Annotated in this window: 22 protein-coding genes; 7 read left to right on the forward strand and 15 right to left on the reverse strand. The window is 74.2% G+C overall.

The genetic code is table 11. The features are described 5' to 3' along the window. Positions 1 to 44: 44 nt before the first annotated feature. Both Sru01_RS01700 and Sru01_RS01705 read left to right on the forward strand, forming a co-directional pair. Positions 45 to 602 (forward strand): RNA polymerase sigma factor, encoded by a 558-nt coding sequence (locus Sru01_RS01700; protein ID WP_203982025.1) that lies wholly within the window; start codon positions 45 to 47, stop codon positions 600 to 602. Further along, a complete protein-coding gene (locus Sru01_RS01705) occupies positions 599 to 1,684 on the forward strand; it encodes a CU044_5270 family protein (protein ID WP_203982026.1) in 1,086 nt (361 codons plus the stop codon). The genes Sru01_RS01700 and Sru01_RS01705 overlap by 4 nt, the downstream gene beginning before the upstream one ends. A gap of 55 nt (positions 1,685 to 1,739) precedes the next feature. On the opposite strand, the gene Sru01_RS01710 is transcribed toward Sru01_RS01705, so the two are convergent. The 8 genes from Sru01_RS01710 to Sru01_RS01745 form a co-directional block, all read right to left on the reverse strand. Beyond that, on the reverse strand, positions 1,740 to 2,246 hold the full coding sequence (locus Sru01_RS01710) for a DUF6912 family protein (protein WP_203982027.1): 507 nt from the start codon (positions 2,244 to 2,246) through the stop codon (positions 1,740 to 1,742). Positions 2,247 to 2,355: 109 nt separating this feature from the next. Continuing rightward, on the reverse strand, positions 2,356 to 3,018 hold the full coding sequence (locus Sru01_RS01715) for an HAD family hydrolase (RefSeq protein WP_203982028.1): 663 nt from the start codon (positions 3,016 to 3,018) through the stop codon (positions 2,356 to 2,358). Positions 3,019 to 3,186: 168 nt separating this feature from the next. Next, a complete protein-coding gene (locus tag Sru01_RS01720) occupies positions 3,187 to 4,920 on the reverse strand; it encodes a glycoside hydrolase family 3 protein (RefSeq protein ID WP_239136750.1) in 1,734 nt (577 codons plus the stop codon). Between the two features lie 81 nt (positions 4,921 to 5,001). Further along, complete coding sequence (gene ptsP, locus Sru01_RS01725; protein ID WP_203982030.1) at positions 5,002 to 6,672, reverse strand: phosphoenolpyruvate--protein phosphotransferase; 1,671 nt, start codon at positions 6,670 to 6,672, stop codon at positions 5,002 to 5,004. Between the two features lie 21 nt (positions 6,673 to 6,693). After that, a complete protein-coding gene (locus tag Sru01_RS01730; RefSeq protein WP_203982031.1) occupies positions 6,694 to 6,951 on the reverse strand; it encodes an HPr family phosphocarrier protein in 258 nt (85 codons plus the stop codon). A gap of 228 nt (positions 6,952 to 7,179) precedes the next feature. Continuing rightward, positions 7,180 to 7,638, reverse strand: coding sequence for a PTS sugar transporter subunit IIA (locus Sru01_RS01735; RefSeq protein ID WP_203982032.1), 459 nt, complete (start codon positions 7,636 to 7,638; stop codon positions 7,180 to 7,182). Positions 7,639 to 7,671: 33 nt separating this feature from the next. Next, on the reverse strand, positions 7,672 to 7,908 hold the full coding sequence (locus Sru01_RS01740) for a PTS sugar transporter subunit IIB (protein ID WP_203982033.1): 237 nt from the start codon (positions 7,906 to 7,908) through the stop codon (positions 7,672 to 7,674). Positions 7,909 to 8,089: 181 nt separating this feature from the next. Then, positions 8,090 to 9,124, reverse strand: coding sequence for an SIS domain-containing protein (locus Sru01_RS01745; protein ID WP_239136751.1), 1,035 nt, complete (start codon positions 9,122 to 9,124; stop codon positions 8,090 to 8,092). 298 nt (positions 9,125 to 9,422) lie between these two features. On the opposite strand from Sru01_RS01745, the gene Sru01_RS01750 reads away from it, so the two are divergent. From Sru01_RS01750 to Sru01_RS01760, 3 genes are all read left to right on the forward strand, one after another. Next, positions 9,423 to 10,163, forward strand: a complete 741-nt coding sequence (locus Sru01_RS01750) for a GntR family transcriptional regulator (RefSeq protein WP_203982034.1) — start codon at positions 9,423 to 9,425, stop codon at positions 10,161 to 10,163. A gap of 26 nt (positions 10,164 to 10,189) precedes the next feature. Next, entirely contained in the window at positions 10,190 to 11,617 is a 1,428-nt protein-coding gene (locus Sru01_RS01755; RefSeq protein ID WP_373869476.1) for a PTS transporter subunit EIIC, read from the forward strand. Positions 11,618 to 11,768: 151 nt separating this feature from the next. Continuing rightward, complete coding sequence (locus Sru01_RS01760) at positions 11,769 to 12,281, forward strand: Rv3235 family protein (RefSeq protein ID WP_203982035.1); 513 nt, start codon at positions 11,769 to 11,771, stop codon at positions 12,279 to 12,281. An 80-nt stretch (positions 12,282 to 12,361) separates the two neighbouring features. On the opposite strand, the gene secA is transcribed toward Sru01_RS01760, so the two are convergent. After that, a complete protein-coding gene (gene secA, locus Sru01_RS01765; protein ID WP_203982036.1) occupies positions 12,362 to 15,166 on the reverse strand; it encodes a preprotein translocase subunit SecA in 2,805 nt (934 codons plus the stop codon). A gap of 318 nt (positions 15,167 to 15,484) precedes the next feature. On the opposite strand from secA, the gene Sru01_RS01770 reads away from it, so the two are divergent. Both Sru01_RS01770 and Sru01_RS01775 read left to right on the forward strand, forming a co-directional pair. Beyond that, entirely contained in the window at positions 15,485 to 15,790 is a 306-nt protein-coding gene (locus Sru01_RS01770; protein ID WP_203982037.1) for an HGxxPAAW family protein, read from the forward strand. A 75-nt stretch (positions 15,791 to 15,865) separates the two neighbouring features. After that, complete coding sequence (locus tag Sru01_RS01775) at positions 15,866 to 17,200, forward strand: winged helix-turn-helix domain-containing protein (RefSeq protein ID WP_203982038.1); 1,335 nt, start codon at positions 15,866 to 15,868, stop codon at positions 17,198 to 17,200. On the opposite strand, the gene Sru01_RS01780 is transcribed toward Sru01_RS01775, so the two are convergent. The 6 genes from Sru01_RS01780 to mtrA form a co-directional block, all read right to left on the reverse strand. Beyond that, positions 17,193 to 17,921: a response regulator gene (locus tag Sru01_RS01780; protein ID WP_373869477.1), complete on the reverse strand. Its 729-nt coding sequence runs from the start codon at positions 17,919 to 17,921 to the stop codon at positions 17,193 to 17,195. The genes Sru01_RS01775 and Sru01_RS01780 overlap by 8 nt on opposite strands. A gap of 115 nt (positions 17,922 to 18,036) precedes the next feature. Then, positions 18,037 to 18,699, reverse strand: coding sequence for a ribosome hibernation-promoting factor, HPF/YfiA family (gene hpf, locus Sru01_RS01785; RefSeq protein ID WP_203982040.1), 663 nt, complete (start codon positions 18,697 to 18,699; stop codon positions 18,037 to 18,039). A gap of 591 nt (positions 18,700 to 19,290) precedes the next feature. Further along, positions 19,291 to 20,040, reverse strand: a complete 750-nt coding sequence (locus Sru01_RS01790; RefSeq protein WP_203982041.1) for a ComF family protein — start codon at positions 20,038 to 20,040, stop codon at positions 19,291 to 19,293. Between the two features lie 287 nt (positions 20,041 to 20,327). Further along, on the reverse strand, positions 20,328 to 22,130 hold the full coding sequence (locus Sru01_RS01795; RefSeq protein WP_203982042.1) for an LpqB family beta-propeller domain-containing protein: 1,803 nt from the start codon (positions 22,128 to 22,130) through the stop codon (positions 20,328 to 20,330). After that, on the reverse strand, positions 22,120 to 23,880 hold the full coding sequence (gene mtrB, locus Sru01_RS01800) for an MtrAB system histidine kinase MtrB (protein WP_203982043.1): 1,761 nt from the start codon (positions 23,878 to 23,880) through the stop codon (positions 22,120 to 22,122). The genes Sru01_RS01795 and mtrB overlap by 11 nt, the downstream gene beginning before the upstream one ends. Before the next feature lie 32 nt (positions 23,881 to 23,912). Then, entirely contained in the window at positions 23,913 to 24,590 is a 678-nt protein-coding gene (gene mtrA, locus Sru01_RS01805) for an MtrAB system response regulator MtrA (RefSeq protein WP_203982044.1), read from the reverse strand. Positions 24,591 to 24,723: the final 133 nt, after the last annotated feature.

The following is a 24,723-nucleotide window of genomic DNA, read 5'->3' on the forward strand; positions in this document are numbered from 1 at the left end:
CACTTCCATGATGTCGCCACACCTAGGAAGGGACGGGACATGACATGACGGAACCCGATCGCCGGGACCGGTTCACCGCCTTGTACACCGCCTGCTATCCGGCCGTGCACGCCTACGCGGTCGGCCGGGTCGGCCGGCAGCTCGCCGAGGAGGTGGCGAGCGAGACGTTCTGCGTGGCGTGGCGGCGGATCGGCGACGTACCGGACCCGCCGCTGCCCTGGCTGCTGGGCGTCGCGCGCAACGTGCTGCGCGAGTCGTACCGTGCCGAGGCGCGGCGCCGTTCGCTGGAGAACGAACTGCGTTCCTGGGTCGTCAGTGGCGTACCGGAAGGTGACGTCGCCGAGACGGTGACCGAGCGGGCGGCCGTGCTGCGCGGCCTGGCCACGCTCTCCGACCAGGATCGCGAACTGCTCACGCTGGTCGCCTGGCAGGGGCTGCGCGCCTCGGAGGCGGCCGCGGTCGTCGGCTGCTCCACGACCACGTTCTTCGTCCGGCTGCATCGCGCACGCCGCCGGCTGGAACGTGCGCTGGCGGCCGGCGACGCCCCCGTATCCGGCCCGACCCGCGTCCCACCGACATCTGCGAAGGAATCGATCCGATGAACGAGAACGATGTGATGAAGTCGCTGGCCCGCTCCCGCCCCGCCTCGCTCGAACCGGCGCCCGACCCGGCCAGGCTGGACCGGATCATCGCGACCGCCGAGGCGCGGCCGGGCCCGGCGGTGCGCGCTCCGCGCCGCCGGGCCCGAGCGGCCAGGGTCGGGTACGCCGGCGCGCTGGCGGTCGCGGCGGCGGCGCTGGCGGTGACGGTGGGCGGCGGCCCTGAGCCCACCGCCGATCCGGCGGCCCGCAGGCTGCTGCTCGCCGCGGCGGACAGCAGCCTGCGGGCACCGGCCACGACCGGCCGCTACTGGCACACCCGGGGGGTCAACTCCGGCGGCGGGCAGCTGCCGGCCGGCCAGGACGTGCAGGGGCCCTGCCATGACGAGACCTGGGTGGCCCGCTCGCCGCGGGAACCGAGCTGGTGGATCATCAACACCTGGTCCAAGGTGACCGTCCGGCCGGGCGCGCCATCGCCGGAGCGGGGAAAGGCCTGGTCCTCGGGGGACGGCGGTTTCGCCTGCACCCGTGGTAATCGGTCGGTGGCCGAGGACAAGGGCCGGACGCCCACGGCGGTGAAGCTCGGAGACTTCGCCGAGCCCGGGTCGAGCTGGCCGAACGTCAACGGCCGGGCGGTCTCGATCGCCGAGATCCAGGCCCTCCCCACCGAACCGGACGCGCTGAAGGACCTGCTGCTCCGCTGGCAGGGCTCCACCCCGGCGAACGACGAGACCGCCAACGAGGTGCTCTTCTTCCAGGCGGCGGAGCTGCTGCTCGAGCTCCCCACCCCGCCCGACGTCCGGGCCGGGCTTTTCCGGATGCTGGCCGGGCTGCCCGGAGTCGGTTCCGCGGGCGAGGTACGGGATCCGCTCGGCCGGACGGGGATGGGGGTCGCACTGCGGACCTGCCTGCCCTCCTACGGGCAGGAGACGCGGATCATGTTCGACGAGCCGACCGGACGCCTGCTGGCCGTCACCGCGGCAACGGGAACGAGTTGCGCGAACCTGGATAGACGGCACTGGAGCGCGGTCCTGGAGAGCGGCTGGACCGACGCCTCTCCGGTGCTGCCGGCCGCGCGCCACTGACCTTCCGGAGACTCCGACGCCGCGGACGCCCTCGGGTACGGTCCGGTTCGCCCGGTCAGCGGAGGACGTCGGGGATCTCCTGGGTGGCGTACCACATCAGCTCGTGGGCCTCGGCGCCGTCCACGTCGAACTTCGCGTCCTCGTCACCGCCGTCGGCGGCGGGCACGGCGGCCAGGGCCGTCTCGATGTCCGGGACGGCCGACCCGTCGTCGACGTGCACCGCCGCGACCTTCTTCAACGGCACCGGGGCCGGCAGGCGTACCCGTGACCGGTCCGCCAGGTCGGTGCCCGCGACGACCTGGTCGTCGGGCACGTCGGCGGCGATCACCACCCGGCGCGCGGCCACCGGCACGCCGTCGGCGCGGTCGGCGGCCAGCATCCGCAGCGACGCGCGGGCGGCGTCGGTCAGCGCGGCGTACTCCAGCTCCTCGGTGTCGCCGGACGCGTACCACTCGACCAGCGCGGGAGTGACCGCGTAGCCGGTCAGCGGGGCGGGGCCGACCTCGCCCGTCTCCGCCACCCGGGCCAGCGCGGCAAGGGTGCACGGCAGGTACACGCGCATGGGTTCCTCGATCACTGTCGTACACGGACGCCGGCGCCCGCACGGCGCCGATCACCTGAACGAGTGTGCCAGCAATCCGCCGGTCCTTCGTACCGGTCGCCGGCCCGGATCAGCGGCCGGGGGCCACCGGCCGCAGCGGGACCTCCAGCAGCGCCCCGATCTCGATGATCGTCTCGTCCGGGTCCAGGTGGTGCAGCCCGGTCATGCCGAGCGCGCGGGCCGCGACGATGTTCGCCGGCACGTCGTCGACGAACAGGCACTCCTGCGGGCCGAGCCGGACCAGGTCCGCCGCGTGGTGGAAGATCCGCGGCTCCGGCTTGCGCATGCCGACCTCACCGGAGATGACCACCTGGTCGAAGTAGGCCTCCCAGCCGTCCCGGGTGTAGTGGTCGCCCCATGAGTTCGACACCAGGCAGGTCGCGATGCCGGCCTCGCGGACGGCGCGCAGCATCTCCCACATCGGCTCCACCGGGCGGAATCCGGCGAACATCCGCGACAGCAGCCCTTCGGCGGCCGGCGGAGCCCCGTCCCTGGTGAGCAGGCGGGCCGCCAGGTCGCGTTCGAAGGCCACCGGATCGATCTCGCCGCGCTCCAGCGCGTGGATGATGTTCTCCGACCGGCCGTCTCCGTCGTACGCCTCCCGGACCAGCTCGCGCATCAGCTCGGTGTAGTGCGCGTCGTCGATGCCGTCGGCCGCGATCCACTCGGCGATGGCCTCGCGCAGGCCGACCGTCAGCACGCCGCCCCAGTCGATGAGCAAACCCCTCAGCAACGTCCGCTCCTGTCCTCCACGGGACCTACCACCTTAAACCGCCCGATATATCCGGCCACCCTCGCCGGCGCCAAGCCCGCTTCGCGAACTGCCCACTGACCAACAAATCTCCCCAAATCCCCCGGCGCGGCTTCCTTGATCGACGCGACGGCCGCCGGACGGGACGCCTCAGCGGCCGGTCAGCGTGACCGGGAGGTCGCCCCCCGGCTTGAGGCTGCCGGTGAGAACCTTGGCGGCGGCCCGCAGCGACGCCTCGCCGCCGGCGTAGACGGCCAGCGCGACGTCGGCGCCGCGCAGCCGGGTCAGCTCGTAGGGCGCCGCCGTCGACACCAGGGCCAGCGTCTTACCGGTGCCCGCCATCGCGGCCACCAGCCGCGCCTGGGCCGGGCCGGCGTCGGCGGTGGTGACCACCACCGCGTCCGCCCTGGCGGCCGCCGCCCGGGCCGCGGCGATCTGCCCGGCGGTCGGGGTGTCCCCGGTGACCACCGCCTGCGCGCCGTCGATCATGCCGGCCAGCCGCCGGGCCACCGGCCCGGTGACCAGCACGTCGCCCTTCAGCGGAAGGCGCCCGCCGCCCCGCACCGCGGTCACCGCCCGGTCGGCGATCGCCTGGGCGACCGCCCGGTGCTCGGCCGACCGCAGCCCGGCCGGATCACCCGCCGGGGCGGCCGAAAGGATGCCGCGGGCGGCCTTCATCGTGAGCAGCCGGGTGACCGAGAGGTCCAGCCGCTCGCGGGTGATGCGCCCCGACCGGACCGCGCCGAGCACCGCCTGGTACGCCTTCGGCAGGTCCGGCGGCATCAGCAGCAGGTCGACGCCCGCCAGCACCGCCCGCACCGCGACCTCGGCGTCGCCGTACTTCTCCCGCACGCCCGCCATATCGAGGGCGTCGGTGGACACCACCCCTTCGTACCCGAGCTCGTCGCGCAGCAGCCCGGTCAGGATGCGCTTGGAGAGGGTCGCCGGCGCCCCCGACCGGTCGAGCTCGGGCATGACGACGTGCGCGGACATCACCACGTCGACGCCCCGCTCGATGGCGGCCCGGAACGGCGGCGCGTCGAGCTTCGCCCACTTGGCGGGGGAATGCCGGATCACCGGCAGGCCGCTGTGGCTGTCGACCTTGGTGTCCCCGTGGCCGGGAAAGTGCTTGGCGGCGGCCGCCACGCCGGCCTGGTGGAACCCGTCGACGGCGGCTCCGACCATCTCGGCCACCCGGGCCGGGTCCGACCCGTAGGAGCGCGAGCCGATGACCGGGTTGGCCGGGTCGACGTTCACGTCGGCCACCGGAGCGAAGTCCAGGTTGACCCCGAGGGCGAGCAGCTCCTCGCCGGTGACCCGGGCGGCGTCGTAGGCGTCCTCGGCCCGGCCGGTGGCGCCGACGGCCATGCTGCCGGGCATGTCGGTGATGAGCGGGCTCAGCCGGGACACCAGGCCGTTCTCCTGGTCGGCCCCGATCGCCAGCGGCAGCTCCGCCGCCTTCTGCAGCCCGCGGGTCAGCGCGGCCACCTGGCCGGCGTCCTCGACGTTGCCCGCCCAGGGGAACAGAATGGCGCCGCCGAGATGGTACCTGCGCACCACCTCCGCGGGGGTGCCGACGCCGAACCGGGCACGGTTCTCGGCGTGCGCGGCGTCGGCCCGGGAGCCGTACAGCACCGGCATGAACAGCTGGCCGACCTTGCGCTCCAGGCTCATGCCGGCGACGGTCTCGGCCACCGCGGCGGCGGACGGCGAGGCGGCCCCGGACGGGCTCGGCGAGGGCGAGGAGGCGGGGGGCGCGGCCGGCGACGCCGCCGGGGACGCCGCTCCCGGCGGCGGCTCGCGCCGGGGGGAGGACGCGCCGGCGCACCCCGCGGTCAGCGCCGCGATCAACAGGGCCGCCGTCGCGCGAAGAGGAGCAGGCATGCCCATTACCGTATCCGCGCCCGGGACCGGCGGGCCCGCCGTTCCCGCCCTGCCGCGGTGATCCGGGCGCCGCGGCGCCGGTCAGCGGTCCGGCGGATCCAGGGCCGGCAGGTGGGCGAGCGCCGCCGCGCGGGCCGCCTTCGGGGTGCTCTCGGCGCGCGCGGCGTCGGCGGCCGCCCGGCACTGGGCCAGGGTGTGCCGGGCCAGGGCCGCCCGGACCCACGGCAGCGCCGGCGCCGCCATGGACAGCGAGGAGACGCCCAGCCCGGCCAGCACGCAGCCGAGCGCCGGGTCCGAGCCGGCCTCGCCGCAGACCCCGCAGCGGACGCCGGCGCCGGCCGCCGCGGCGACCAGGTCGAGCAGCGCCGGCTGCCAGGGGTCCTGGAAACCGGTCAGCGCGGCGACCTGGCGGTCGGCGGCGAACAGGTACTGGGCGAGGTCGTTGGTGCCCACCGAGAAGTAGTCGACCACCCGGGCCAGCTCGGCCGCGCGCAGCGCCGCCGCGGGCACCTCGATCATGACGCCGGACGCCAGCCCGGCCGCCCGGCAGTTGGCGGCGAACCAGTCCGCCTCCGCCGCGCTCGCCACCATGGGCGCCATGGCGCGGACCGTCGCCGAGGTGCCCTCCGCGGCGCGGGCCAGCGCGCGCAACTGGCCCAGCATCACGTCCGGGAGGATCCGCAGCAGGCGCACCCCGCGCTCCCCCAGCGCCGGATTGGGCTCGGTCCCCGGCGCCGGCAGGAAGGCCAGCGGCTTGTCGGCGCCGGCGTCCAGCACGCGCACCACCACCTCGCCGCCGGGAAAGGCGGTGAGGACCTGCCGGTAGGCGGCCACCTGCTCGTCCTCTCCCGGCGGTTCCGCCCGGTCCAGGAACAGGAACTCGGTCCGGTACAGGCCCACTCCCTCGGCACCGTGTTCCAGCGCCGCGGCCAGGTCCTGCGGACCGCCGATGTTGGCCAGCAGGGCGACCGGATGCCCGTCGGCGGTGGCCCCCGGAGCCACCGCGGACGCCGGAGACGCCGCGGCGCGCCCGGTTCCGGCGGCGAGGGCGGCCTCGGCCTCCGCCGGTGACGGCTCGATCGTGACCTCGCCGGTGGTGCCGTCCACCAGCACCATCGCCCCGCCGGCGATCGCCGTGGCGCCCGCGCAGGCCACCACGGCCGGCACGCCCATCGCCCGGGCCAGGATGGCGGTGTGGCTGGTGGGCCCGCCCTGCTCGGTGACGAAGGCGGCGACGACATCCCTGGTGAGCGTGGCGGTGTCGGCGGGGGCCAGATCCCGCGCCACCAGCACGTAGGGCCGGTCCGCCCCCTCGGGCAGGCCGGGGCGGGGCAGGCCGCACAGCTCGGCGATCACCCGGTCCCGGACGTCGTCCAGGTCGGCCACCCGGTCGGCGACCACGCCGCCGGCCTGCGAGCACCGCTCGCGGAACCGGAGGAAGGCCTCGTAGACCGCGCGCTCGGCGGCCGTACCGGCGTCGATCAGCCCGGCGATCTCGGCGGACAGCTCCGGGTCCCGGGCCATCATCGCCTGGGCGGCGAGCACGTCGCGCGCCGGCCCGCCCACCGCCTCGCCCAGCGCCGACAGCCCGGCCGCCACCCGGTCGGCCGCCGCCTCGGCCCGCGCGGTCTCGGCCACCGGATCCCCGCCGTGCGTGGACCCGGCGGCCGGCTCCGGCACCTCCCCCGCCATCGCGTAGGCGGGCCCGTATCCGGCTCCCGGACTGACCCCGGCTCCGGTGAGTCTTTCCATCGCGGCCTTTCCAGCTGGACCTCAGGGACCGGACACTATCGCGGCCAGCCGATCCAGCACCTGCTCGGCTCCGTCACCGTCCGCGCGGATCACGATCGCCTCGCCGTGCCGGACATCCAGCGCCAGGATGGACAGGATGCTCTTGGCGTTGACCGGCTCGCCGCCCGGCCGGGCCACCGTGATCTCGACCGGCGCCTCGGCGGCGGTCTGCACGAACGTGGCGGCGGGACGCGCGTGCAGCCCGACCTCGGCCTCGACGATGACCTTGCGCTCCGGCACATCTCCTCCTGTTGGTGCCTCAGGGGCTCGCGGCCCGGCCTCCGGGGTCTTCCGGCCGTCCCGGGACACCACCGCCACGGCCTGGGTGCCCGGCGACGGGGCGCGAGCCCGCACAGATGACGAAAGTACCGCCAATACCTGGCCGGCGCTCCCCCGGTGCCCGGCACCGGGCCCGGGTGGCACCTGCGGGTCCTCTCCGGCCGGTGCCCGCGCCGCCGCACCGCGGGATCAGCACCCCGCGTCCCAGCTGAGCAGGCCGGTGCCGGCCCGGACCGGACCGGCGGCGACCAGCGGCCGGACGGCGCCGGGCGGCGCGTCCAGCGCGATCACCGCGCACAGCGGGGAGCGGCCGCCGGCCTCGACCATGGCGGGGTCCCAGGCCACCACCGGGGCCCCGGCCCGGACCGGCCGGCCCTCGGCCACCAGCAGGCGGAAGCCCTCGCCGTGGAGCTGCACGGTGTCCACGCCGAGATGGACCAGGACACCCCGGCCGCCGGCCCCGACGACGACGTAGGCGTGCGGGTGGAGCTTGCGGATGACGCCGGCGATCGGGGCGAGCACCCGCCCCGGGCGGCGGACCGGGTCGATGGCCGTGCCCGGGCCGACCAGGCCCTCGGCGAACACCGGGTCGGGCACCGCCGCCAGCCCCACCACCGAGCCCGTCACCGGGGCGAGAACGGTCGTCATGCCGCATTCCCCTCCGGCCGCCGCGGCGGCGGGTCAGGAGATGATGTCGTCTATCTCCGAGGCGATCGTGTCGGCGTCCGGCCCCACGACGACCTGCACCACGTTGCCGGCCGCCATGACCCCGTGGGCGCCGGCCGCGCGCAGCGCGGCCCGGTCGACCCGAGCGGCGTCGCGGACCTCGGTGCGCAGCCGGGTGATGCACGGCTCGATCTCGATGATGTTGGCGGCTCCACCCAGCCCCGCGATGATCGCCCGCGCGTTCGCCGTCATGGTGGTCCTCCTCGTGCCGCCCGGGGCCACGCTAGCGACCTCCCCGGCCCGCGTCACCCGATCCGCCCCACCGGATCGCGTCACCGGACCGGCCGCATCCGGCTCCCGCCATCGAGCCGCGCCCCGCCCCCGCCACCTGAGCCGTGTCCGCCGCCCGCGCCGTCCCGTCACCCGGCCAGGATCAGCCGGTCTGGGTGACCTTGTTCAAGCCGCGCGGCGAGTCGGGGTCCAGGCCGCGCCGGCGGGCCAGCGCCTCGGTGAGCAGTTGCCCGGGGACGATCAAACCCATCGGCGCGACCCACTCGGGCAGGTCGGGGCCGTTGAGCGCGGCGGTGGCCGCGCCGGCCAGCTCGGTGCCGCCGCCCACGCCGTACGCGCGCGCCCCGGCGCCGGTGACCCGGCGGGCCAGCGCGACGGTGCCGGCCAGCGTCGGCCCGGCGCCGGCGGCGACCAGCAGCGCGGGGGTGAGCTCGTCCACCACGGCGATCGGCCCGTGCAGCAGGTCGGCGTACGACAGGCCCATGGCGTGCAGGTAGCACGCCTCCTTGAGCTTGAGCGCGGTCTCCAGGGCGGTGGAGAAGGCCATGCCGCGGCCGGACACCACCACGCCGGTCACCTCGGCCAGTCCCTCGACCACGGCGTCCAGATCGCCCGGCCGGTCGATCAACCGGGCGAGGGCGTCGGGGACCCGGTCCAGGTCGCCGGCGTCCACCTCGGCGCCCAGGCCGAGGGCCAGCACGGCGAGCGCGGCGAGCTGGGTGGTGTAGGTCTTGGTGGCCGGCACCGCCTTCTCCTCGCCGGCCTCGGTGCACAGCGCGAGGTCGGCGGCCGCGGCGAGCGGCGACTCCGGCCCGCCGTTGGTGATCGCCACCGTGCGGGCACCGCAGTCCCGGGCCCAGGCGAGGGTCTCCACGATCTCCTCGGTGCGGCCGGACTGGGACAGCGCCACCGCGAGCACGCCGTCCAGGTCGACGCGGCGCCGGTAGGTCGTGGCGATCGACGGGGCGGCCAGCGAGCAGAGCCGGCCGGCGCGCGCCTCGATCAGGTAGCGACCGTACACCGCGGCGTTGTCGGAGGTGCCGCGCGCCACGAACAGCAGCTGGCGGGTCCGCCCGGCGAGGGCGCGGATCTCCTCGACCCTGGGCAGCAGGGCGTCGAGGGTGGCCCGCAGCGCGGCGGGCTGCTCGGCTATCTCCGCGCGCATCATGGTGGTCATCGTGCCCGTCCTCCGCCCGCCGCCGGCGAGATCGGGCCGTTATCGATCCGTCGCCGGTCCATATGTTGACCCATAAATCTGGCATGTGGTCTAGTCCGGACTAGACCACGACAAACCTAATCTATCCCAGTGGACCTTCGCGGCCCGGCCGCCGCACCCCGGCGCGCGCGAGCGCACCGCGCCCGGCCGTCCCCGCGGGTGAGCGATCACCCTGCCCAGGCCCGGAGCCGGACGACCCGGCCGCCGGCCCGCCACGGCCGGGACGAGGTCCAGTGCCGAGTCCGAGAGCCGAGGATCAGTGGCCCAGATCGATCCGGACAGCCCGGTGCCCAAGTACTTCCAGCTCCGGGAGATCCTCCTCGACCTCATCGAGGGCAACGAACTGTCCATCGGCGCGGCGATCCCGTCCGAGCGCGACCTGTGCCAGCGCTTCGGGCTGTCCCGGATGACCGTGCGCCAGGCGGTCGACCACCTGGTGACCGAGGGCCGGCTGCACCGGGTCGCCGGCAAGGGCACCTTCGTGGCCCGGCCGAAGATCGAGATGGCCCTGCGGCTCACCTCCTTCAGCGACGACATGCGGGCCCGCGGCATGGAGCCCGGCTCGCGCGACCTGGACCGGCGGGTGGTCCGGGCCAGCGCCCACCTGGCCCGCGAGCTGGGCATCCAGCCCGGCGACGCGGTGCACTTCATCGAACGGCTGCGCACCGCGGACGGCGAACCGCTGTGCGTCGAGCGCGCGCACATCCCGGTGTCGTTCGCGCCCGACCTCGCGTCGTTCGACCTGACCGGCCGGTCGCTGTACGCGCTGCTGGAGTCGCGGCACGGCGTGGTGCTGGACGCCGGCGAGCTGACCATCGACGGCGCGATCGCCGACCCCGGGGACGCCGACCTGCTCAAGCTGCCCCGCGGTGGCGCGGTGCTGTCGCTGCAGCGGCGCTCGTTCGCCGGCGGCGTCTGCGTGGAGTTCGCGGTCTCGACCTACCGCGCCGACCGCTACCAGCTGCGAACGGTCCTGGAGATCGCCCCGCGGCGCGGCTGACCCGCCCCGACCCCAGGAGTCATGCGTTGAGCTCCGTCCCGGCCGCCGCCGGCCCGCCCCCGGGCCGCTCCGCCGCCTCCGCCGCCATGGCCGTGCTGTCCCGGGTCGGCCGGTCGCTCATGCTGCCCATCGCGACGCTGCCGGCCGCCGGGCTGCTGCTGCGCCTGGGGCAGGACGACCTGCTCGGCCGGATCGGCGACGGCCCGGCGCACCGCGCGGCCGAGGTGGTCGGCGCGGCCGGCGGCGCGCTGTTCGAGAACCTGCCGATCCTGTTCGCCGTCGGGGTGGCCGTCGGGTTCGCCCGCCGGGCGGACGGCTCCACCGCGGTGGCCGCGCTCGTCGGGTACCTGGTCTTCGACCGCGTCTCCCGGCTGCTGTTCTTCGACGCCGCCGGGTCGGCCGTGCACGACCGCGTCACCCGGCAGGTGATCGGCGCCGGCGGCCGGCCGGTCGAGGTGATCGACCTGGCCGCCGGCAACCCCACCGGGGTGCTCGGCGGCATCGTCGTCGGCCTGGCCGCCGCGCTGCTCTACCAGCGCTACCACCGGATCCGGCCGCCCACCTGGCTGGCCTTCTTCGGCGGGCGGCGGTTCGTTCCGATCGCCACCGCCCTGGCCGGGTTGCTGCTCGGCATCGTCTTCGGGCTGCTGTGGCAGCCGGTCGGCGAGTGGATGACCTGGTTCGGGCACCGGCTCGGCGACCACGCGGTCGCCGGCGCGGGGATCTACGGGGTGGCCAACCGGTTGCTCATCCCGCTCGGACTGCACCACTTCCTGAACTCGATCGTGTGGTTCCAGGTGCCCGACTGCACCGTCGGCGGGCGCCACCTGGCCGGCGACCTCACCTGCTACCTGCAGGGCGCGCCCGGCGCGGGCGCGTTCATGGCCGGGTTCTTCCCAGTGATCATGTTCGGCCTGCCCGCGGCGGCGGTCGCCATCTGGCGCGCCGCGCCGCCGCACCGCCGGGCGGCCACCGGCGGCATCATGCTGTCCGCGGCGCTGGTGGCGTTCGTCACCGGGATCACCGAACCGATCGAGTTCGCGTTCATCTTCGTGGCGCCGGTGCTGTTCGCCGTGCACGCGCTGCTCACCGGCCTGTCGATGGCGCTGGTGGCCGCGATGGACGGCCGGCTGGGCTTCAGCTTCTCCGCCGGGGCGATCGACGCGGCGCTCAACGCCACCAAGTCCAACACTCACGGCTTCTGGCAGATCATGGCGCTCGGCGTGGGGTACGCGGCGGTCTACTACCTGGTGTTCACCTTCCTGATCCGGCGGCTGAACATCATGACCCCGGGCCGGGAGCCGGACGCCGCCCCCACGGCGGACGCCACCGAGGACACCACCGAGGACACCACCGGGGACGCCGCCGGGGACGCCGCCACCGCGGAGGAGACCGCCGGGGAGGCCGGCGGGCGGGTTTCGGACGGGCGTTCCGGCGGCGCGCCGGAGCCGTAAGGTCCGGGCGGCCCGGAGCGGCCGGGCCCGCGTACCGCCGGTAAGCGGAGGAATCACCCGGCCTAGCGGAAAGTTGGCGCCCGCGGTATCAGCGGCCCGGACCGGAACCTCCCTAATGTGTCCCGTCCAGCGACGACACCGGGAGTCTCCGATGCCCAGCGCTCCTCGCCCCGCCCGGCCCGCGCGCACCACCGCCCCGCCTCGGCTGCGGGCGGTCCCGCCGGCCGACCCGCCCTACGACGACGACCGGCACGCCCCGGCGCGCCCGGCGGCTCCGGCGGCGCCCGCCGCGGCGGCGGTCCCGGTCCGGCGGGCGGCGCCGATCCGGCCGGTGCCCGCCTTCCACGGCGGGCGGGCGGCGCCCGACGAGCGCGGCCTGCAGAGCCTCGGCCAGGCGATGGCCGAGGTGCTGGCCGGCCGGCGCCCTCCCGGCACGCTGGCCGGCCGGCTCACCGACCGGGCCTACCAGGAACTGGTGCGGGCCGGACGCATGATCAACGCGACCCGCCCGCCGGTCGCCGGGCTGCCGCACGTCGACCGGCCGCGGGACGGCGCCGTCGAGGCGTGCGTGCTGGTGCGCTGCGGCGAGCGCGGGCACGTCCTCGCCATCCGGTTGGAGCGCCGGGGCACCCAGTGGCTGTGCACCGACTTCGAGACCGCCTGACCGGGCCGCGGCGGCCCGGCCCGCGAGACGGCGGCGGCCCCGTCGCCGCCAAGGGCGCGGGGCCGCCGGGGTGGCCTGGCTCAGGCCGTGGCGTTCTTCGGGTCGCCGTGGCAGCGCTTGTACTTCTTGCCGGAGCCGCAGGGGCACGGCGCGTTGCGCTCGACGTTGCCGTAGGCGGCGCGCTCTTCGGCGGTGGTGCGGACCCGGGTCTGCTCCACCTCGCCGCTCTCGCCCGGCGCCGTGTAGATCATCTCGCTGGGCCGCTGCGGCCGGCGCAGCGCCTTGGAGATGATCGCGCCGACCTCGCCGGACACCGCGTCCTGCGGGGCGACCTCCTCGACGATCGGGTTGTCCTGCACCTCGACCTCGAGGTTGAACAGGTAGCCGACCGACTCCTCCTTGATGCCGTCCAGCATGGCCGCGAACATGTCGAAGCCCTCGCGCTGGTACTCGATCAGCGGGTCGCGCTGCGCGTAGGCGCGCAACGCGATGCCCTCCTGGAGGTAGTCCATCTCGTACAGGTGCTCGCGCCACTTGCGGTCGAGCACCGACAGCACGACTCGGCGCTCCAGCTCGCGCACCGTCTCGGCGCCGAGCTCCTGCTCGCGCCGGTCGTAGGCGGCCAGCGCGTCGGCCTTCACCCACTCGGAGATGAGCTGCGGGGTGAGGTTCTCCCGGGCGCCGTCGGCCTCCCGCTCGACGAGCTCGTCGGCGGTACCGGAGATCGGGTACAGCTGCTGGAACGCCTTCCAGAGCTTGTCCAGGTCCCACTCTTCGGCGAACCCCTCGGTGGTGGCCGCCTGCACGTATCCCTCGACGACCTCGCTGATGAAGGAGCGCACCTGCTCGTGCAGGTCGGCGCCCTCCAGCACCCGCAGCCGCTCGGCGTAGATCACCTTGCGCTGGCGGTTCATGACCTCGTCGTACTTCAGGACGTTCTTGCGGATCTCGAAGTTCTGCTGCTCGACCTGGTGCTGGGCCGAGGCGATCGCCTTGGAGACGATGCCCGACTCGATGGGCACGTCCTCCGGGATGTTCAGCCGCGTCATGATCATCTCGACCCGGGCGGAGTTGAACAGCCGCATCAGGTCGTCCTCGAGGGACAGGTAGAAGCGGGACTCGCCGGGGTCGCCCTGCCGGCCGGACCGGCCGCGCAGCTGGTTGTCGATGCGCCGCGACTCGTGGCGCTCGGTGCCGAGGACGTACAGGCCGCCAAGGGAGGTGACCTCCTCGTGCTCGGCTTTGACCGCCTCCTTGGCCTGCTCCAGCGCCTCGGGCCAGGCCTTCTCGTACTCGTCGGGCGTCTCGGCGACCGACAGGCCGCGCTGCTGCAACTCGATGTCCGCGCGGAACTCGGGGTTGCCGCCGAGCATGATGTCGGTGCCGCGGCCGGCCATGTTGGTGGCGACCGTCACGGCGTGCTTGCGGCCCGCCTCGGCGACGATCACCGCCTCCCGGGCGTGGTTCTTGGCGTTCAGCACCTCGTGCGCCACGCCGAGCCGCTTGAGCATCTTGGACAGCTTCTCGGACTTCTCCACCGAGGTGGTGCCGACCAGGACCGGCTGGCCCTTCTCGTAGCGCTCCTTGATGTCGAGCACGCAGGCATGGAACTTGGCGTCCTCGGTCTTGTACACCACGTCGGCCTGGTCACGGCGGATCATCGGCCGGTTGGTCGGGATCGGGATGACGCCGAGCTTGTAGGTCTGGTGGAACTCGTTGGCCTCGGTGACCGCGGTACCGGTCATGCCGGCGAGCTTGCCGTAGAGCCGGAAGTAGTTCTGCAGGGTGATCGTGGCGAGCGTCTGGTTCTCGTCCTTGACCTTCACACCCTCCTTGGCCTCGATGGCCTGGTGCATGCCCTCGTTGTACCGGCGGCCGTGCAGCACGCGCCCGGTGAACTCGTCGACGATCAGGACCTCGCCCTCGACGACGATGTAGTCCTTGTCCTTCTTGTAGAGCTCCTTGGCCTTGATGGCGTTGTTCAGGAACCCCACCAGGTGGGTGTGCTCGGGCTTGTAGAGGTTGTCGATGCCGAGCCAGTCCTCGACCTTCTCGACACCGGCCTCCAGCACGCCGACCGTGCGCTTCTTCTCGTCGACGATGTAGTCGCCGGTGCTCTCCTCGCCGTCCTTGCCCTCGGTGCCGCGGCGCAGCCGGGGGACGATCTTGGAGAACTCCTGGTACCACTTGCCGGACTGCTCGCCGGGACCGGAGATGATCAGCGGGGTGCGGGCCTCGTCGATGAGGATGGAGTCGACCTCGTCGACGATGGCGAAGTTGTGGCCGCGCTGCACGCACTCCTCCAGCGACCACGCCATGTTGTCGCGGAGGTAGTCGAAGCCGAACTCGTTGTTCGTGCCGTAGGTGATGTCCGCGTTGTACTGCTTGCGGCGCTCGTCCGGCGGCATGTTCGCCAGGATCACCCCGACCTCCAGGCCGAGGAAGCGGTGCACCCGGCCCATGTTCTCGGCGTCGCGCTTGGCGAGGTAGTCGTTGACCGTGACGACGTGCACGCCCTTGCCGGCGATCGCGTTGAGATACGCCGGCAGCGTACAGGTCAGGGTCTTGCCCTCACCGGTGCGCATCTCGGCGATGTTGCCCAGGTGCAGCGCGGCACCGCCCATGATCTGGACGTCGAAGTGCCGCTGGCCGAGGACGCGGCGGGCCGCCTCGCGCACGGTGGCGAAGGCCTCCGGCAGCAGGTCGTCCAGGGATTCGCCGTCGGTGTGGCGCTGCTTGTACTCGTCGGTGAGCGCGCGCAGCTCGGCGTCGGTCAGGCTGGTGAAGTCGGTCTCGATGGAGTTGACCTGCTCGGAGATCCGCTTCAGCTTGCGCAGAACCTTGCCCTCACCGGCGCGAAGGATCTTGTCGAGTATGGCTGCCACTTTGTGTAAAGCTCCTCGCAGGTCTGTACCGCGGCCCGGCGGCTGCGGACATGAGAACGAGACATGGTTCCCCAGAGCCATGGTAGGCGGTTTCCCCACCCGGCACAGCCATCGCCGGGGACGGCGCGGGCGCCCGCGAACGCGAGCGCGGCGCCGCTCCCTGCGGCCCTGTGCGCGGGGACGGCCCGCGAGGGCGGCACCGTTGTTGTATATCGTGCGACGGTACGGGGAGGGAACCTTTGCCCCTGGCCGCCGCGGCGGCCGGAGCGGACGGCCGCCGCCCGGGCGGCGCTCACACGGAAACGACAAGGAGTCAGGATGGCCGACAGCGCACCGGCGCAGGCACAGGGCACGCAGGCCCACGGCACGCAGCAGTCCCACGCGGGACGCGCCTCGTCGTGGCTGGCGGTCACCGTGATCCTGCTCGGCTTCACCATCGGCGGCGTCGCCCTCACCATCGGCCCCAACTGGTTCCTGTTCTGGGTGGGCGCCGGCGTGGTCGTCGTGGGCGGCGTGCTCGCCCTGGTCTTCGACGTCTTCTCCGACGTGATCGAGGACGCGCCGCGGGAGGCCGACACCCAGGAGAAGCACCCGCCCTTCAGCAGCAGCTCCGACCACGTCTGACCGGGCGGGGACCGGACCGCCCGGCGATGACACCGGCGCAGCCGTTTCGTCGGTGACACCGTCTACGATCGGCGCATGCCGACCCAGGTTCCCGCCCCCGTGATCGAGATGTCCGCCGGCGAGGCGCGCCGGATCATCCTGCGCGCCCAGGGGTTCCTCGGCGCCGGCGGCCGGCGGGGCGGCGCGCCGGGGGTGCTGTCCCGGCTGGCCGCCGTCCAGCTCGACACCATCTCCGTGCTGGCCCGCTCGCACGAGCTGGTGGCCTACTCCAGGCTGGGGCCGGTCGGCCGGGCCGCGGTCGAGCGGGCGTACTGGGCCGAGCCGGCCCGCGCCTTCGAGTACTGGTGCCACGCGGCCTGCGTGCTGCCCATCGAGCACTGGCCGCTCTACGCGTTCCGCCGCCGGGCCTTCCGCGAGCGGCGGTTCCGCTGGCACGAGGTGCCGCCCACCATCGACAAGGTGTTGCAGCAGGTCCGCGACGAGGGCCCGGTGACCACCACCGACCTCGGCGGCGCCAAGAACGGCGGCCCCTGGTGGGACTGGTCGGACGTGAAGATCTCGGTGGAGTTCCTGCTGGACGTCGGCGAGGTGGTCTGCACCCGCCGGACCGGCTGGCGCCGGGTGTACGACGTGGCCGACCGGGCCGTGCCGGCCGCGCTGCTCGGCGAGGACCTCACCGACGCCGAGTGCGTCACCCGGCTGGCCCCGATCGCGGCCGCCGCGCTGGGCGTCGCCACCCGCGCCGACCTGGTCGACTTCCTCCGGCTCAGCGGCCCGCACGCGGCGCTGCTGGACCAGGCGCTGCTGGACGGCTCGGCCGGCCTGGTGCCGGTCCGGGTCGCCGGGTGGGGTGACGGCCGCCGCGCCGGGCGGCCGGGCACGTCCAACGCCTGGGCCGACCCCGCCGCGCTGGCGAGCCCGCCGCGCGGGCGGCACCGCACCACGCCGCTGTCGCCGTTCGACTCGCTGGTCTGGGACCGCGCCCGCACCGAGCGGGTGTTCGGCTTCACCCACCGCCTGGAGGCGTACGTGCCGAAGGACAAGCGGGTGCACGGCTACTTCACCATGCCGGTGCTGGCCGGCGGGCGGCTCATCGGCCGGGTGGACCCGGCCCGGGACGGCTCCACGTTCGTCGCCCGGCAGGTCGGCTTCGAACCGGCGGCGGCCGGCCGGGCCGGCGGCGCGCGGCCGGAGACGGTGGCCGCGATGGCTCAGGCGCTGTGGGAGGCGGCCTCCTGGGTCGGCTGCGACGACGTGCGGGTGGAACGGGTGGGCACGCCGGAGCTGGCCGGCCCGCTGGCGGCGGCGCTGCGCGCGCCCGCCGGCGACGTGACGGCACCGCCCGCCGGCGGCGTGACGACGCCGGTCGCCGACGGTGTGACGGCGCCGGTCGCCGGACCGATCAGGTGATCTCCAGCAGGCGCTCGCGCACCGCGTAGACCACCGCCTCCATCCGGGAGTGCAGCTGCAGCTTCTCCAGGATGTTGCGCACGTGGTTCTTCACGGTGTTCTCGGAGATGAACAGCTGCTTGGCGATCTCGCGGTTGTTCATGCCCTTGGCCACCAGGCGCAGCACCTCCATCTCCCGGTCGGTCAGCCGGGGGACCGGCAACTGCGGGGGGCGCTCGGCCTCCTTGCGGCTCATGCTGGCGAACTCGCTGATCAGCTTGGCCGCCATCGCCGGGTTGATCAGCGACTGGCCCTCGTGCACGCCGCGCACCGCGTCGGGCACCTCGTCGATCTGCACGTCCTTCAGCAGGTAGCCGGTGGCGCCCGCCTTGATCGCCTCGAAGAGGTCCTCCTCCTCGTCGCTCACCGTGAGCATGACGATCCGCGCGCTCGGCACCGACGCTTTGATCACCCGGGTCGCCTCGATGCCGCTCTGGCGCGGCATGCGCACGTCCATCAGCACCACGTCCGGCAGCAGCCGGTCGGCGATCTCGACCGCCTCCTGGCCGTCGCTCGCCTCGCCGACCACCTCGATGTCCGGCTCCGCGGCCAGGGCCAGCTCCAGGCTCCGCCGGATCAACGCGTGGTCGTCGACGATCAACACGCGGATCGGCTCGGCCCGCCCGGAGCCGCCGGCCGTTTCGTCGGTCTGCGTCACGCCTCCTCCTCGTTGGGGAGCCATGCCCGCGCGGCGGGGGGCGAACCCCGCCGCGCGGCGCTCCCACGCCGTCGGAACCGCCATCATTACATGGCTTTCCGGCGCGCGGGGCGGTCGAGAGGATCTTCGAACGCGTTGGTTATGGTTCGACGAGCCGCAACACGCCGTACGCGTAGCCGACCCGCCGGTACACCACACTCGGGTGGCCGGACTCCTTGTCGCGGAACAGGTAGAAGTCGTGCCCGACGAGCTCCATCTCCAGCAGTGCCTGGTCGATGGTCATCGGGTCGGCGTCGTGGAACTTCTCCCGGACGACGAGGGGGCCGTCGCCGTCCATCTCGATGGGCACGATCGGTTCCTCGTACCCGGCGGTGTCGGCCGGCGTGGCGGCCCGGTCCTGGCGCTGCGGCTCGACGGGCAGCGGCTCGGGCAGCGGCTCGTAGCCGTCGGCGAGCACGGAGGTCAGCTCGGCGACCGATGGGGGGCAATGGTTGCCGTGATGGACCTTCCGCCGGTCGGCGATGCGCCGCAGCCGGCCCTCGAGCTTCCCGAGCGCGATGTCCAGGGCCGCGAAGCGGTCCTCGGCGGAGGCCTCGGCCCGGATGGCCGGCCCCTTGGAGTGGATGGTCAGCTCCACCCGCTCGCGGTCCTCGTTCGCGCGCACGTTGGCGTGCTTGGAGACCTCCACATCGACCCGTATCAGCTTGCTGTCCAGACGCTCGATCCTGGCCAGTTTGGTCGTCACATGATCGCGGAACCGGTCACTCACACTGGTGTGCCGTCCCTTGACGATGATGTCCACGCAAAGGCCCCCCTTCGTCTCGACTGAATGGAGGGCACCCGTCCGGCCGACCTGGTCTTCGTCCCCACATCCGCCTGCTGAGGGGTTCGCGGCTCTGTCGCCACTACTGCCCTTCTCTCCTGGCGGAGGACATCTGGACCTCCGGGGAGGCAGGACTTACCTCTAAGCCGCACCGTGATCGGTCGACGAAGAGTCGCCTTACGTGGGCCGTTTCGCCTGCGGCTGGCATCGGCTAGCCGGCCCGGCCCCCTTGCGTCGGGGGTCGGTCCGGTGCAACCACGGACCCGAACGGGTGCCATGTTCGAACGCTAGTCGCTGCCGGCCCGAATGTCAGCCGTGGGATGCGCCGGGCGATCACTTTCCGTGTTTTTCCCGGGGCGTCGCGGGCCCGCCGGACCGGTACGTCAACGCGCCGGCCGGCCGCACCGCGGCCGGGACCTGCCGGTGAGCCCGGCGGTCCGGTGCCGGCATGGGATACCTCACTGGGGTGCCCCACCCCGGCTTTACCCGGTTTCATCACTGTTCGTAATCTTTTGGCGCCGCCGATAACCCGGGCGTGTCGCGTCCGTTCGGCTCGCCGGCCGGTCCCGATCATCGGTGGCGGCGCGGCGTGCCGGCGAGCGTGACCGCCAGCGCGACGCCCGCGCCGGCCGCCCGCAACGCCCGCGCCGCCTCGGCCAGCGTGGCGCCGGTGGTGACGATGTCGTCCACCAGGACCAGGAGCCCCGCACCGGGCCCCCACGCCCCCGGTGGCGCGCCGCCCCGGGCCGGGTGGACCGTGAAGGCCCCGGTCAGGTTCGCGGCACGCTGGACGGCGCTGAGCCCCGCCTGGTCGGCCACCCGGCGCCGGGGCACCAGGACGGGCGCCGGCGCCACCGGGTATCCGGCCGCGCGCAACCGGCGCCCGGCCAGCGCGGCGAGCCGGCCGACCGGATCGTGGCCGCGCCGCCGGACCGCGCGCCGCGCGCTCGGCACCGGGACCAGCGCGACGGCCGGGCCGACCGGGCCGACCGGGCCGACCGGGACCGGCGGATCCGCCGGCCGGGCCGGGCCGCCGCCGGCGCCGAGCGCCGCGAGCACGGTGCCGGCCAGGCAGGCGGCGAGCGGCGGCCCGAGCGCGGTGCGGCCCCGTTCCTTGTAGGCGAGGATCACCCGGCGGGCCGTGCCCTCGTACCGGGCCGCCGACCAGCACGGCGGCAGCCCGGCCGGGGCGGGCGCCGGCGGGCGCGGCGCCGGGTCGCCGCGCATCCCGGCCAGGCAACCGGCGCATATCTGCGCCCCGGGGCGATCGCACCCGGCGCACCGGGCGGGCAGGACGAGGTCGAGCAAGGCGGTCAGCACCCGGCCATCCTCGCCCGCCGGAGCCGCCGGCCGGCCCGCGCGGCCCGGTCGTCCACAGGCCCGTCCGCATCCGGCCAGATCGTCCACAGCCTCCGGCGCGGTCCCGGCCGGGCCGTACCGGGCTCGGATCGCGCGCCCCCTCACGATCACCCCGCGGGCACGCGGCACCGGCCCGGCGTCTTCCGGACGGGCGCCGGGCGGATCCGGTGGAAGGCACCGTGAAGGCACCGTGAAGGCACCGTGATCGATCGCGGGAGGCACCTGGGTTCCACCGCGAGGCCGCGCCGTCAGCCGAGGGGGTAGACGGGCGGGCCGGCACCCTTCTTGACCAGCGACTCCCACCGGCTCTTCTGGGCGTTCCACGCCGCCAGCTCTCCCCCGCTGTTGAGCACCAGCAGCGGCGAGTCGCCCGGCGCCGCGGCGATCCGCTCGACGCGCGCGGCGACCTTCGAATCGGCGCGCACGCCCTGCGTCACCGACCAGGGGGTCAGCTCCCCGTCGGAGCCGTGCTTGTTGGTCAGCACCCACAACGTGTCGGCGTCCTGCCAGGCGACGTCCAGGATCTGCTGGCCCTTCTCCGCCGGGACGAGCTCGCGGAAGTTGCCGACCGACCAGCCGCCGCGGTCGATGTAGCCGATCAGCACCCGCTGGCCGTGCTCGTCGCTGCAGACCACGGCCACCCGGACGCCGTCCCGCGCCACCCGGAACGCGCGCACGTCGGCCGTCTCGATGTCCGGCGCCCGCACCGGATACTGCCGGGAGGCGTCCGCCGCGCGCAGCACCTGCGAGCGGCGCGGGCCCTGCCGGGCGACCGTCCAGACGTCCCCGTACCGGTCGAACGACGGCGGGGTGAGGCCCTGCCCCTGGATCCACCGCTCCCACCGGGCGGGCGCGCCCATGGCGCTGACCCACACGCCGCCGTTCCTGCTCAGCGCGGCCAGCCGCTGCGGCCGGTCGCCACCGGAGCCGGAGACGGCGAACTCGGTGTACTGCCCGGCCGCCGCGCCGTCGCCGAGCGGCAGCGGGTTGTCGCTCTTGCCGTCGGCCGAGTGCAGGCGGCCGTCCTTCGGGTAGTAGGCCGCGGTCCCCGAAGGCAGCACGTCCGGGTCGAAGCGGTCGTAGTCGCGCGGGTCGATGACGAACGCGCCGCCGGGGAACTGCTCACCGTTGACCCGCACCTCGATCCGCCGCGCCTCGGTGAGCGGCTTGAGCGTCCAGGCCAGCTGGGCGCCCAGCGCCCGGCGCCCGGCGTCGGCCGCCGAGTCCACCACGGCGTAGGTGAAGTCGACCACGACGCTGTTCTCCTCCACCGAGACGCCGTTGACGTCCACACCGGAGAACGCGCTGTCCACCGCGCCGCGCATCGGCTTGGTCGGGCCGTCCAGCAGCTTGCGCACCAGCGTCTCGGCCAGGCCCTCGGCGGGATCGACCCTGACCCGCACCCGGTCGGCGACCAGCCCGGCCCACCTCGGTGCGGCGAAGTAGACGTCGAACGGGCGGAAACCGCGCTTGAAGTCGTCCTCCGACAGCAGCAGCCCCGACGGCGCCGAGGAGATGCGCCACTGGCCGTTCACCCGCACCAGGGTGAACCCCTTGGCGAGCTCGCTGCCGGCCGAGGCGTCGGTCAGCACGTAGTGGCCGTCGCCGTCGAGCGTGCCGAGCACGGTGCCCTTGAGCGTCACGTGGGCCTGCGGGAGGTCCTCGCCGCGCCCGTCGGACACGGTACGCCCCTCGTAGATCGTCGTACCGTCGAACGGGCTCCAGGTGCGGTCGGCGTCGCCGGTGAGGTAGCGGCGGGCGACGGTGCGCTGCGGGTCGTCGGGGCTCGCCGCGGCGGCCAGGAACCCGTCGACGATCTCGGCGGGCGTGCCGTTCTGCTTCGGCGGGGCGACCAGCATGCGGACGTACGGCTCGCCGAGCGGATCGGCCTCGCTCTGGCCGCGCGCCGCGAAGATCGCACCACCGGGCGGCACGGTGGAGCACCCGGCGAGCAGCAGGACGAGGAACAGAGCGAGCGGCGCCGCCCGCCGGGCGGCGCGCGCCGGCCACCCGGCCGCACATCCGGCGGGCACGGGCCGGCTAGTCGGCATCGAGACCCCCCTCGGCCGCGGGCAGCAGGACCTGCGTCGTGTGCCCCTTCCAGGTGCGCCGGATCTCGATCTCCGGCGGCACCAGCGGCAGCGGCGAGCCGCGCAGCTCGGCGCCCGCCTGGCGGGGCAGCGACAGCCGGAACTGCGAGCCCTCGCCCGGCATGCCCCAGGCCTGCAGCCACCCGCCGTGCAGCATGGCGTCCTCCCGGGAGATCGCCAGGCCGAGGCCGGTGCCGCCGATCGTGCGGGCGCGGGAGGGGTCGGCCCGCCAGAACCGGTCGAAGACCATGTGCTCCTCGCCCGGCTTGAGCCCGACCCCGTGGTCGCGCACCGCCACCGCCACCGCGTCGCGGTCGGCGCCGAGCGTGACCACGATGTCGCGTCCCTCGCCGTGCTCGATGGCGTTGAAGAGCAGGTTGCGCAGGATGCGCTCCACCCGGCGGCTCTCCACCTCGGCCATGCACGGCTCGTTCGGCAGCCGCAGGTCCAGCCGGGTGGTCTTGCGCTCGGCCAGCGGCTGGGAGTCGCCGACCGCGCGCAGCACCACGTCGCGCATGTCCACCGAGTCGACGTCGAGCGTGGCGGCGCCGGCGTCGTACCGGCTGATCTCCAGCAGGTCGGCGAGCATCGACTCGAACCGCTCCAGCTGGTTCTGCATCAGCTCCGCCGAGCGGGCCGCGGCCGGGTCGAACTCCTCCCGGCTCTCGTACAGCAGGTCGGCGGCCATCCGGACCGTGGTGAGCGGCGTGCGCAGCTCGTGGGAGACATCGGAGACGAACTGCCGCTGCACCTGCGACAACTCCTCCAGCTGGTGGATCTTCAGGGCCAGGGTGGCGGCCATCTCGTTGAACGAGGCGGCCAGCCGGGCCAGGTCGTCCTCGCCGCGCACCTTCAGGCGCTCCTCCAGCCGGCCGGCGGCCAGCCGCTCGGCGGCCTGCCGGGTCAGCCGCACCGGGATGACCACCTGGCGGGTCACCAGGAACGCCACCGCGGCCAGCAGCAGCACCAGGGCGGCGCCCACCACGACCAGCCACTGCTGAACGGTGGACAGCGTGTCGACCTCGTCGTCCAGCGGGAAGAAGTGGTAAAGCTCGTAGTCGCCCCGGGCGTCGGGCACCAGGGCGCCGACCGCCAAGGCGGGCCGCGGGCCGGCCCGGTCCAGGTAGGAGGCCGAGATGTACTCCGCCTTCGGCTCCGCCCGGTCCCGGCGGACCGCGTCGCGCAGCTTGGGCGGCACGCTGCGCTGGTCGATCGGGCCCACCGCGCGGTCCTGGCCGACCTGCCCGGCGTTGAGGATCACCACGCTGTAGCGGGAGCCGGCCCGCTTGGCCAGGGCCTGCAGCGCCTGGTCCACCGGGGAGGTCATGGTGACCTCGTCGTCCTCCTGGAGCGGCACCGACGGCTTGGCGGTCGGGGGCGGCACCTGGCCGAGATAGCCCGCCACCGTGGTCACGTTGGCCTGCGCCTCGGCGGTGGCCGCGCTCACCCGGCCGTTCAGCACCGCCGTATTGATCATCTGCAGCAGGAAGAACCCGAGCACGGCCACCACCGTCATGGAGATGACCAGGGTGCTGGTGACGACCCGCAGCTGCAGCGACCGGCGCCAGACCCGCCGCACCCGGCCGGCGGCGCGCCGGGCCCGCCGCCGGACGCCGCGGGCGATCTGCCGCGGGGTCCGCCGGGCCTTCTTCTTCGGCCGGGGCCGGCCCGCGTCGCGGGCGGCCGGTGCCGAGGTCGTCGGGGGAGCCATGGGGGGCATCGGGGACGGCGGGGCGGCCGGCCCTATGCCGGGCCGGCCTTGTAACCGACGCCGCGGACGGTGACCACGATCTCCGGGTGCTCGGGGTCCTTCTCGATCTTGGCGCGCAACCGCTGCACGTGCACGTTGACCAGCCGGGTGTCGGCCGCGTGCCGGTAGCCCCAGACCTGCTCCAGCAGCACCTCGCGGGTGAACACCTGGCGGGGCTTGCGGGCCAGCGCGACCAGCAGGTCGAACTCCAGCGGCGTCAGGTTGACGGTCTCCTCGCCGCGCTTGACCGAGTGACCGGCCACGTCGATCGTGATGTCGCCGATCTGCAGCACCTCGGGGGTGGGCTCGTCGGTGCGGCGCAGCCGGGCCCGCACCCGGGCGACCAGCTCCTTGGGCTTGAACGGCTTGACGATGTAGTCGTCGGCGCCGGACTCCAGGCCGAGGACGACGTCGATGGTGTCGCTCTTGGCGGTGAGCATCACGATCGGCACGCCGGACTCGGCGCGGATCCGCCGGCAGACGTCGATGCCGTCGGCACCGGGCAGCATCAGGTCGAGCAGCACGAGATCGGGGCGGGTCTCGCGGAACGCGTCGAGCGCCTTGTCCCCGTCGGAGACGAACGACGGCTCGAAGCCCTCCCCCCGAAGGACAATGCCGAGCATCTCGGCGAGAGCGGCGTCGTCGTCGACGACCAGCACGCGTCCTTTCATGGCCCCTCATTCATCGAGCGCGGTTCTGAACGGATCTTGAGGCGATGGCCGTACGACCGACCGCAGGTTACCCGCGACACATCGTCAGGTGATAAACGGCCGAACAATGACGTCACCGAGGGCCGAATTTTAG

Origin of the sequence: Sphaerisporangium rufum, from assembly GCF_016863395.1 — a bacterium.
Lineage (GTDB): Bacteria > Actinomycetota > Actinomycetes > Streptosporangiales > Streptosporangiaceae > Sphaerisporangium > Sphaerisporangium rufum.

Excerpts from the sequence above, each read along its gene's own strand:
- mtrB (WP_203982043.1), bottom strand. The coding sequence starts at position 23,880 with ATGGCTCCCCCGACGACCTCGGCACCGGCCGCCCGCGACGCGGGCCGG.
- ptsP (WP_203982030.1), bottom strand. The coding sequence starts at position 6,672 with ATGGAAAGACTCACCGGAGCCGGGGTCAGTCCGGGAGCCGGATACGGG.
- Sru01_RS01760 (WP_203982035.1), top strand. The coding sequence starts at position 11,769 with ATGCCCAGCGCTCCTCGCCCCGCCCGGCCCGCGCGCACCACCGCCCCG.
- Sru01_RS01720 (WP_239136750.1), bottom strand. The coding sequence starts at position 4,920 with ATGCCTGCTCCTCTTCGCGCGACGGCGGCCCTGTTGATCGCGGCGCTG.
- Sru01_RS01795 (WP_203982042.1), bottom strand. The coding sequence starts at position 22,130 with ATGCCGACTAGCCGGCCCGTGCCCGCCGGATGTGCGGCCGGGTGGCCG.
- Sru01_RS01735 (WP_203982032.1), bottom strand. The coding sequence starts at position 7,638 with ATGACGACCGTTCTCGCCCCGGTGACGGGCTCGGTGGTGGGGCTGGCG.
- Sru01_RS01770 (WP_203982037.1), top strand. The coding sequence starts at position 15,485 with ATGGCCGACAGCGCACCGGCGCAGGCACAGGGCACGCAGGCCCACGGC.
- Sru01_RS01745 (WP_239136751.1), bottom strand. The coding sequence starts at position 9,124 with ATGACCACCATGATGCGCGCGGAGATAGCCGAGCAGCCCGCCGCGCTG.
- Sru01_RS01740 (WP_203982033.1), bottom strand. The coding sequence starts at position 7,908 with ATGACGGCGAACGCGCGGGCGATCATCGCGGGGCTGGGTGGAGCCGCC.
- Sru01_RS01710 (WP_203982027.1), bottom strand. The coding sequence starts at position 2,246 with ATGCGCGTGTACCTGCCGTGCACCCTTGCCGCGCTGGCCCGGGTGGCG.
- Sru01_RS01705 (WP_203982026.1), top strand. The coding sequence starts at position 599 with ATGAACGAGAACGATGTGATGAAGTCGCTGGCCCGCTCCCGCCCCGCC.
- Sru01_RS01775 (WP_203982038.1), top strand. The coding sequence starts at position 15,866 with ATGCCGACCCAGGTTCCCGCCCCCGTGATCGAGATGTCCGCCGGCGAG.
- Sru01_RS01780 (WP_373869477.1), bottom strand. The coding sequence starts at position 17,921 with ATGGCTCCCCAACGAGGAGGAGGCGTGACGCAGACCGACGAAACGGCC.
- Sru01_RS01700 (WP_203982025.1), top strand. The coding sequence starts at position 45 with ATGACGGAACCCGATCGCCGGGACCGGTTCACCGCCTTGTACACCGCC.
- mtrA (WP_203982044.1), bottom strand. The coding sequence starts at position 24,590 with ATGAAAGGACGCGTGCTGGTCGTCGACGACGACGCCGCTCTCGCCGAG.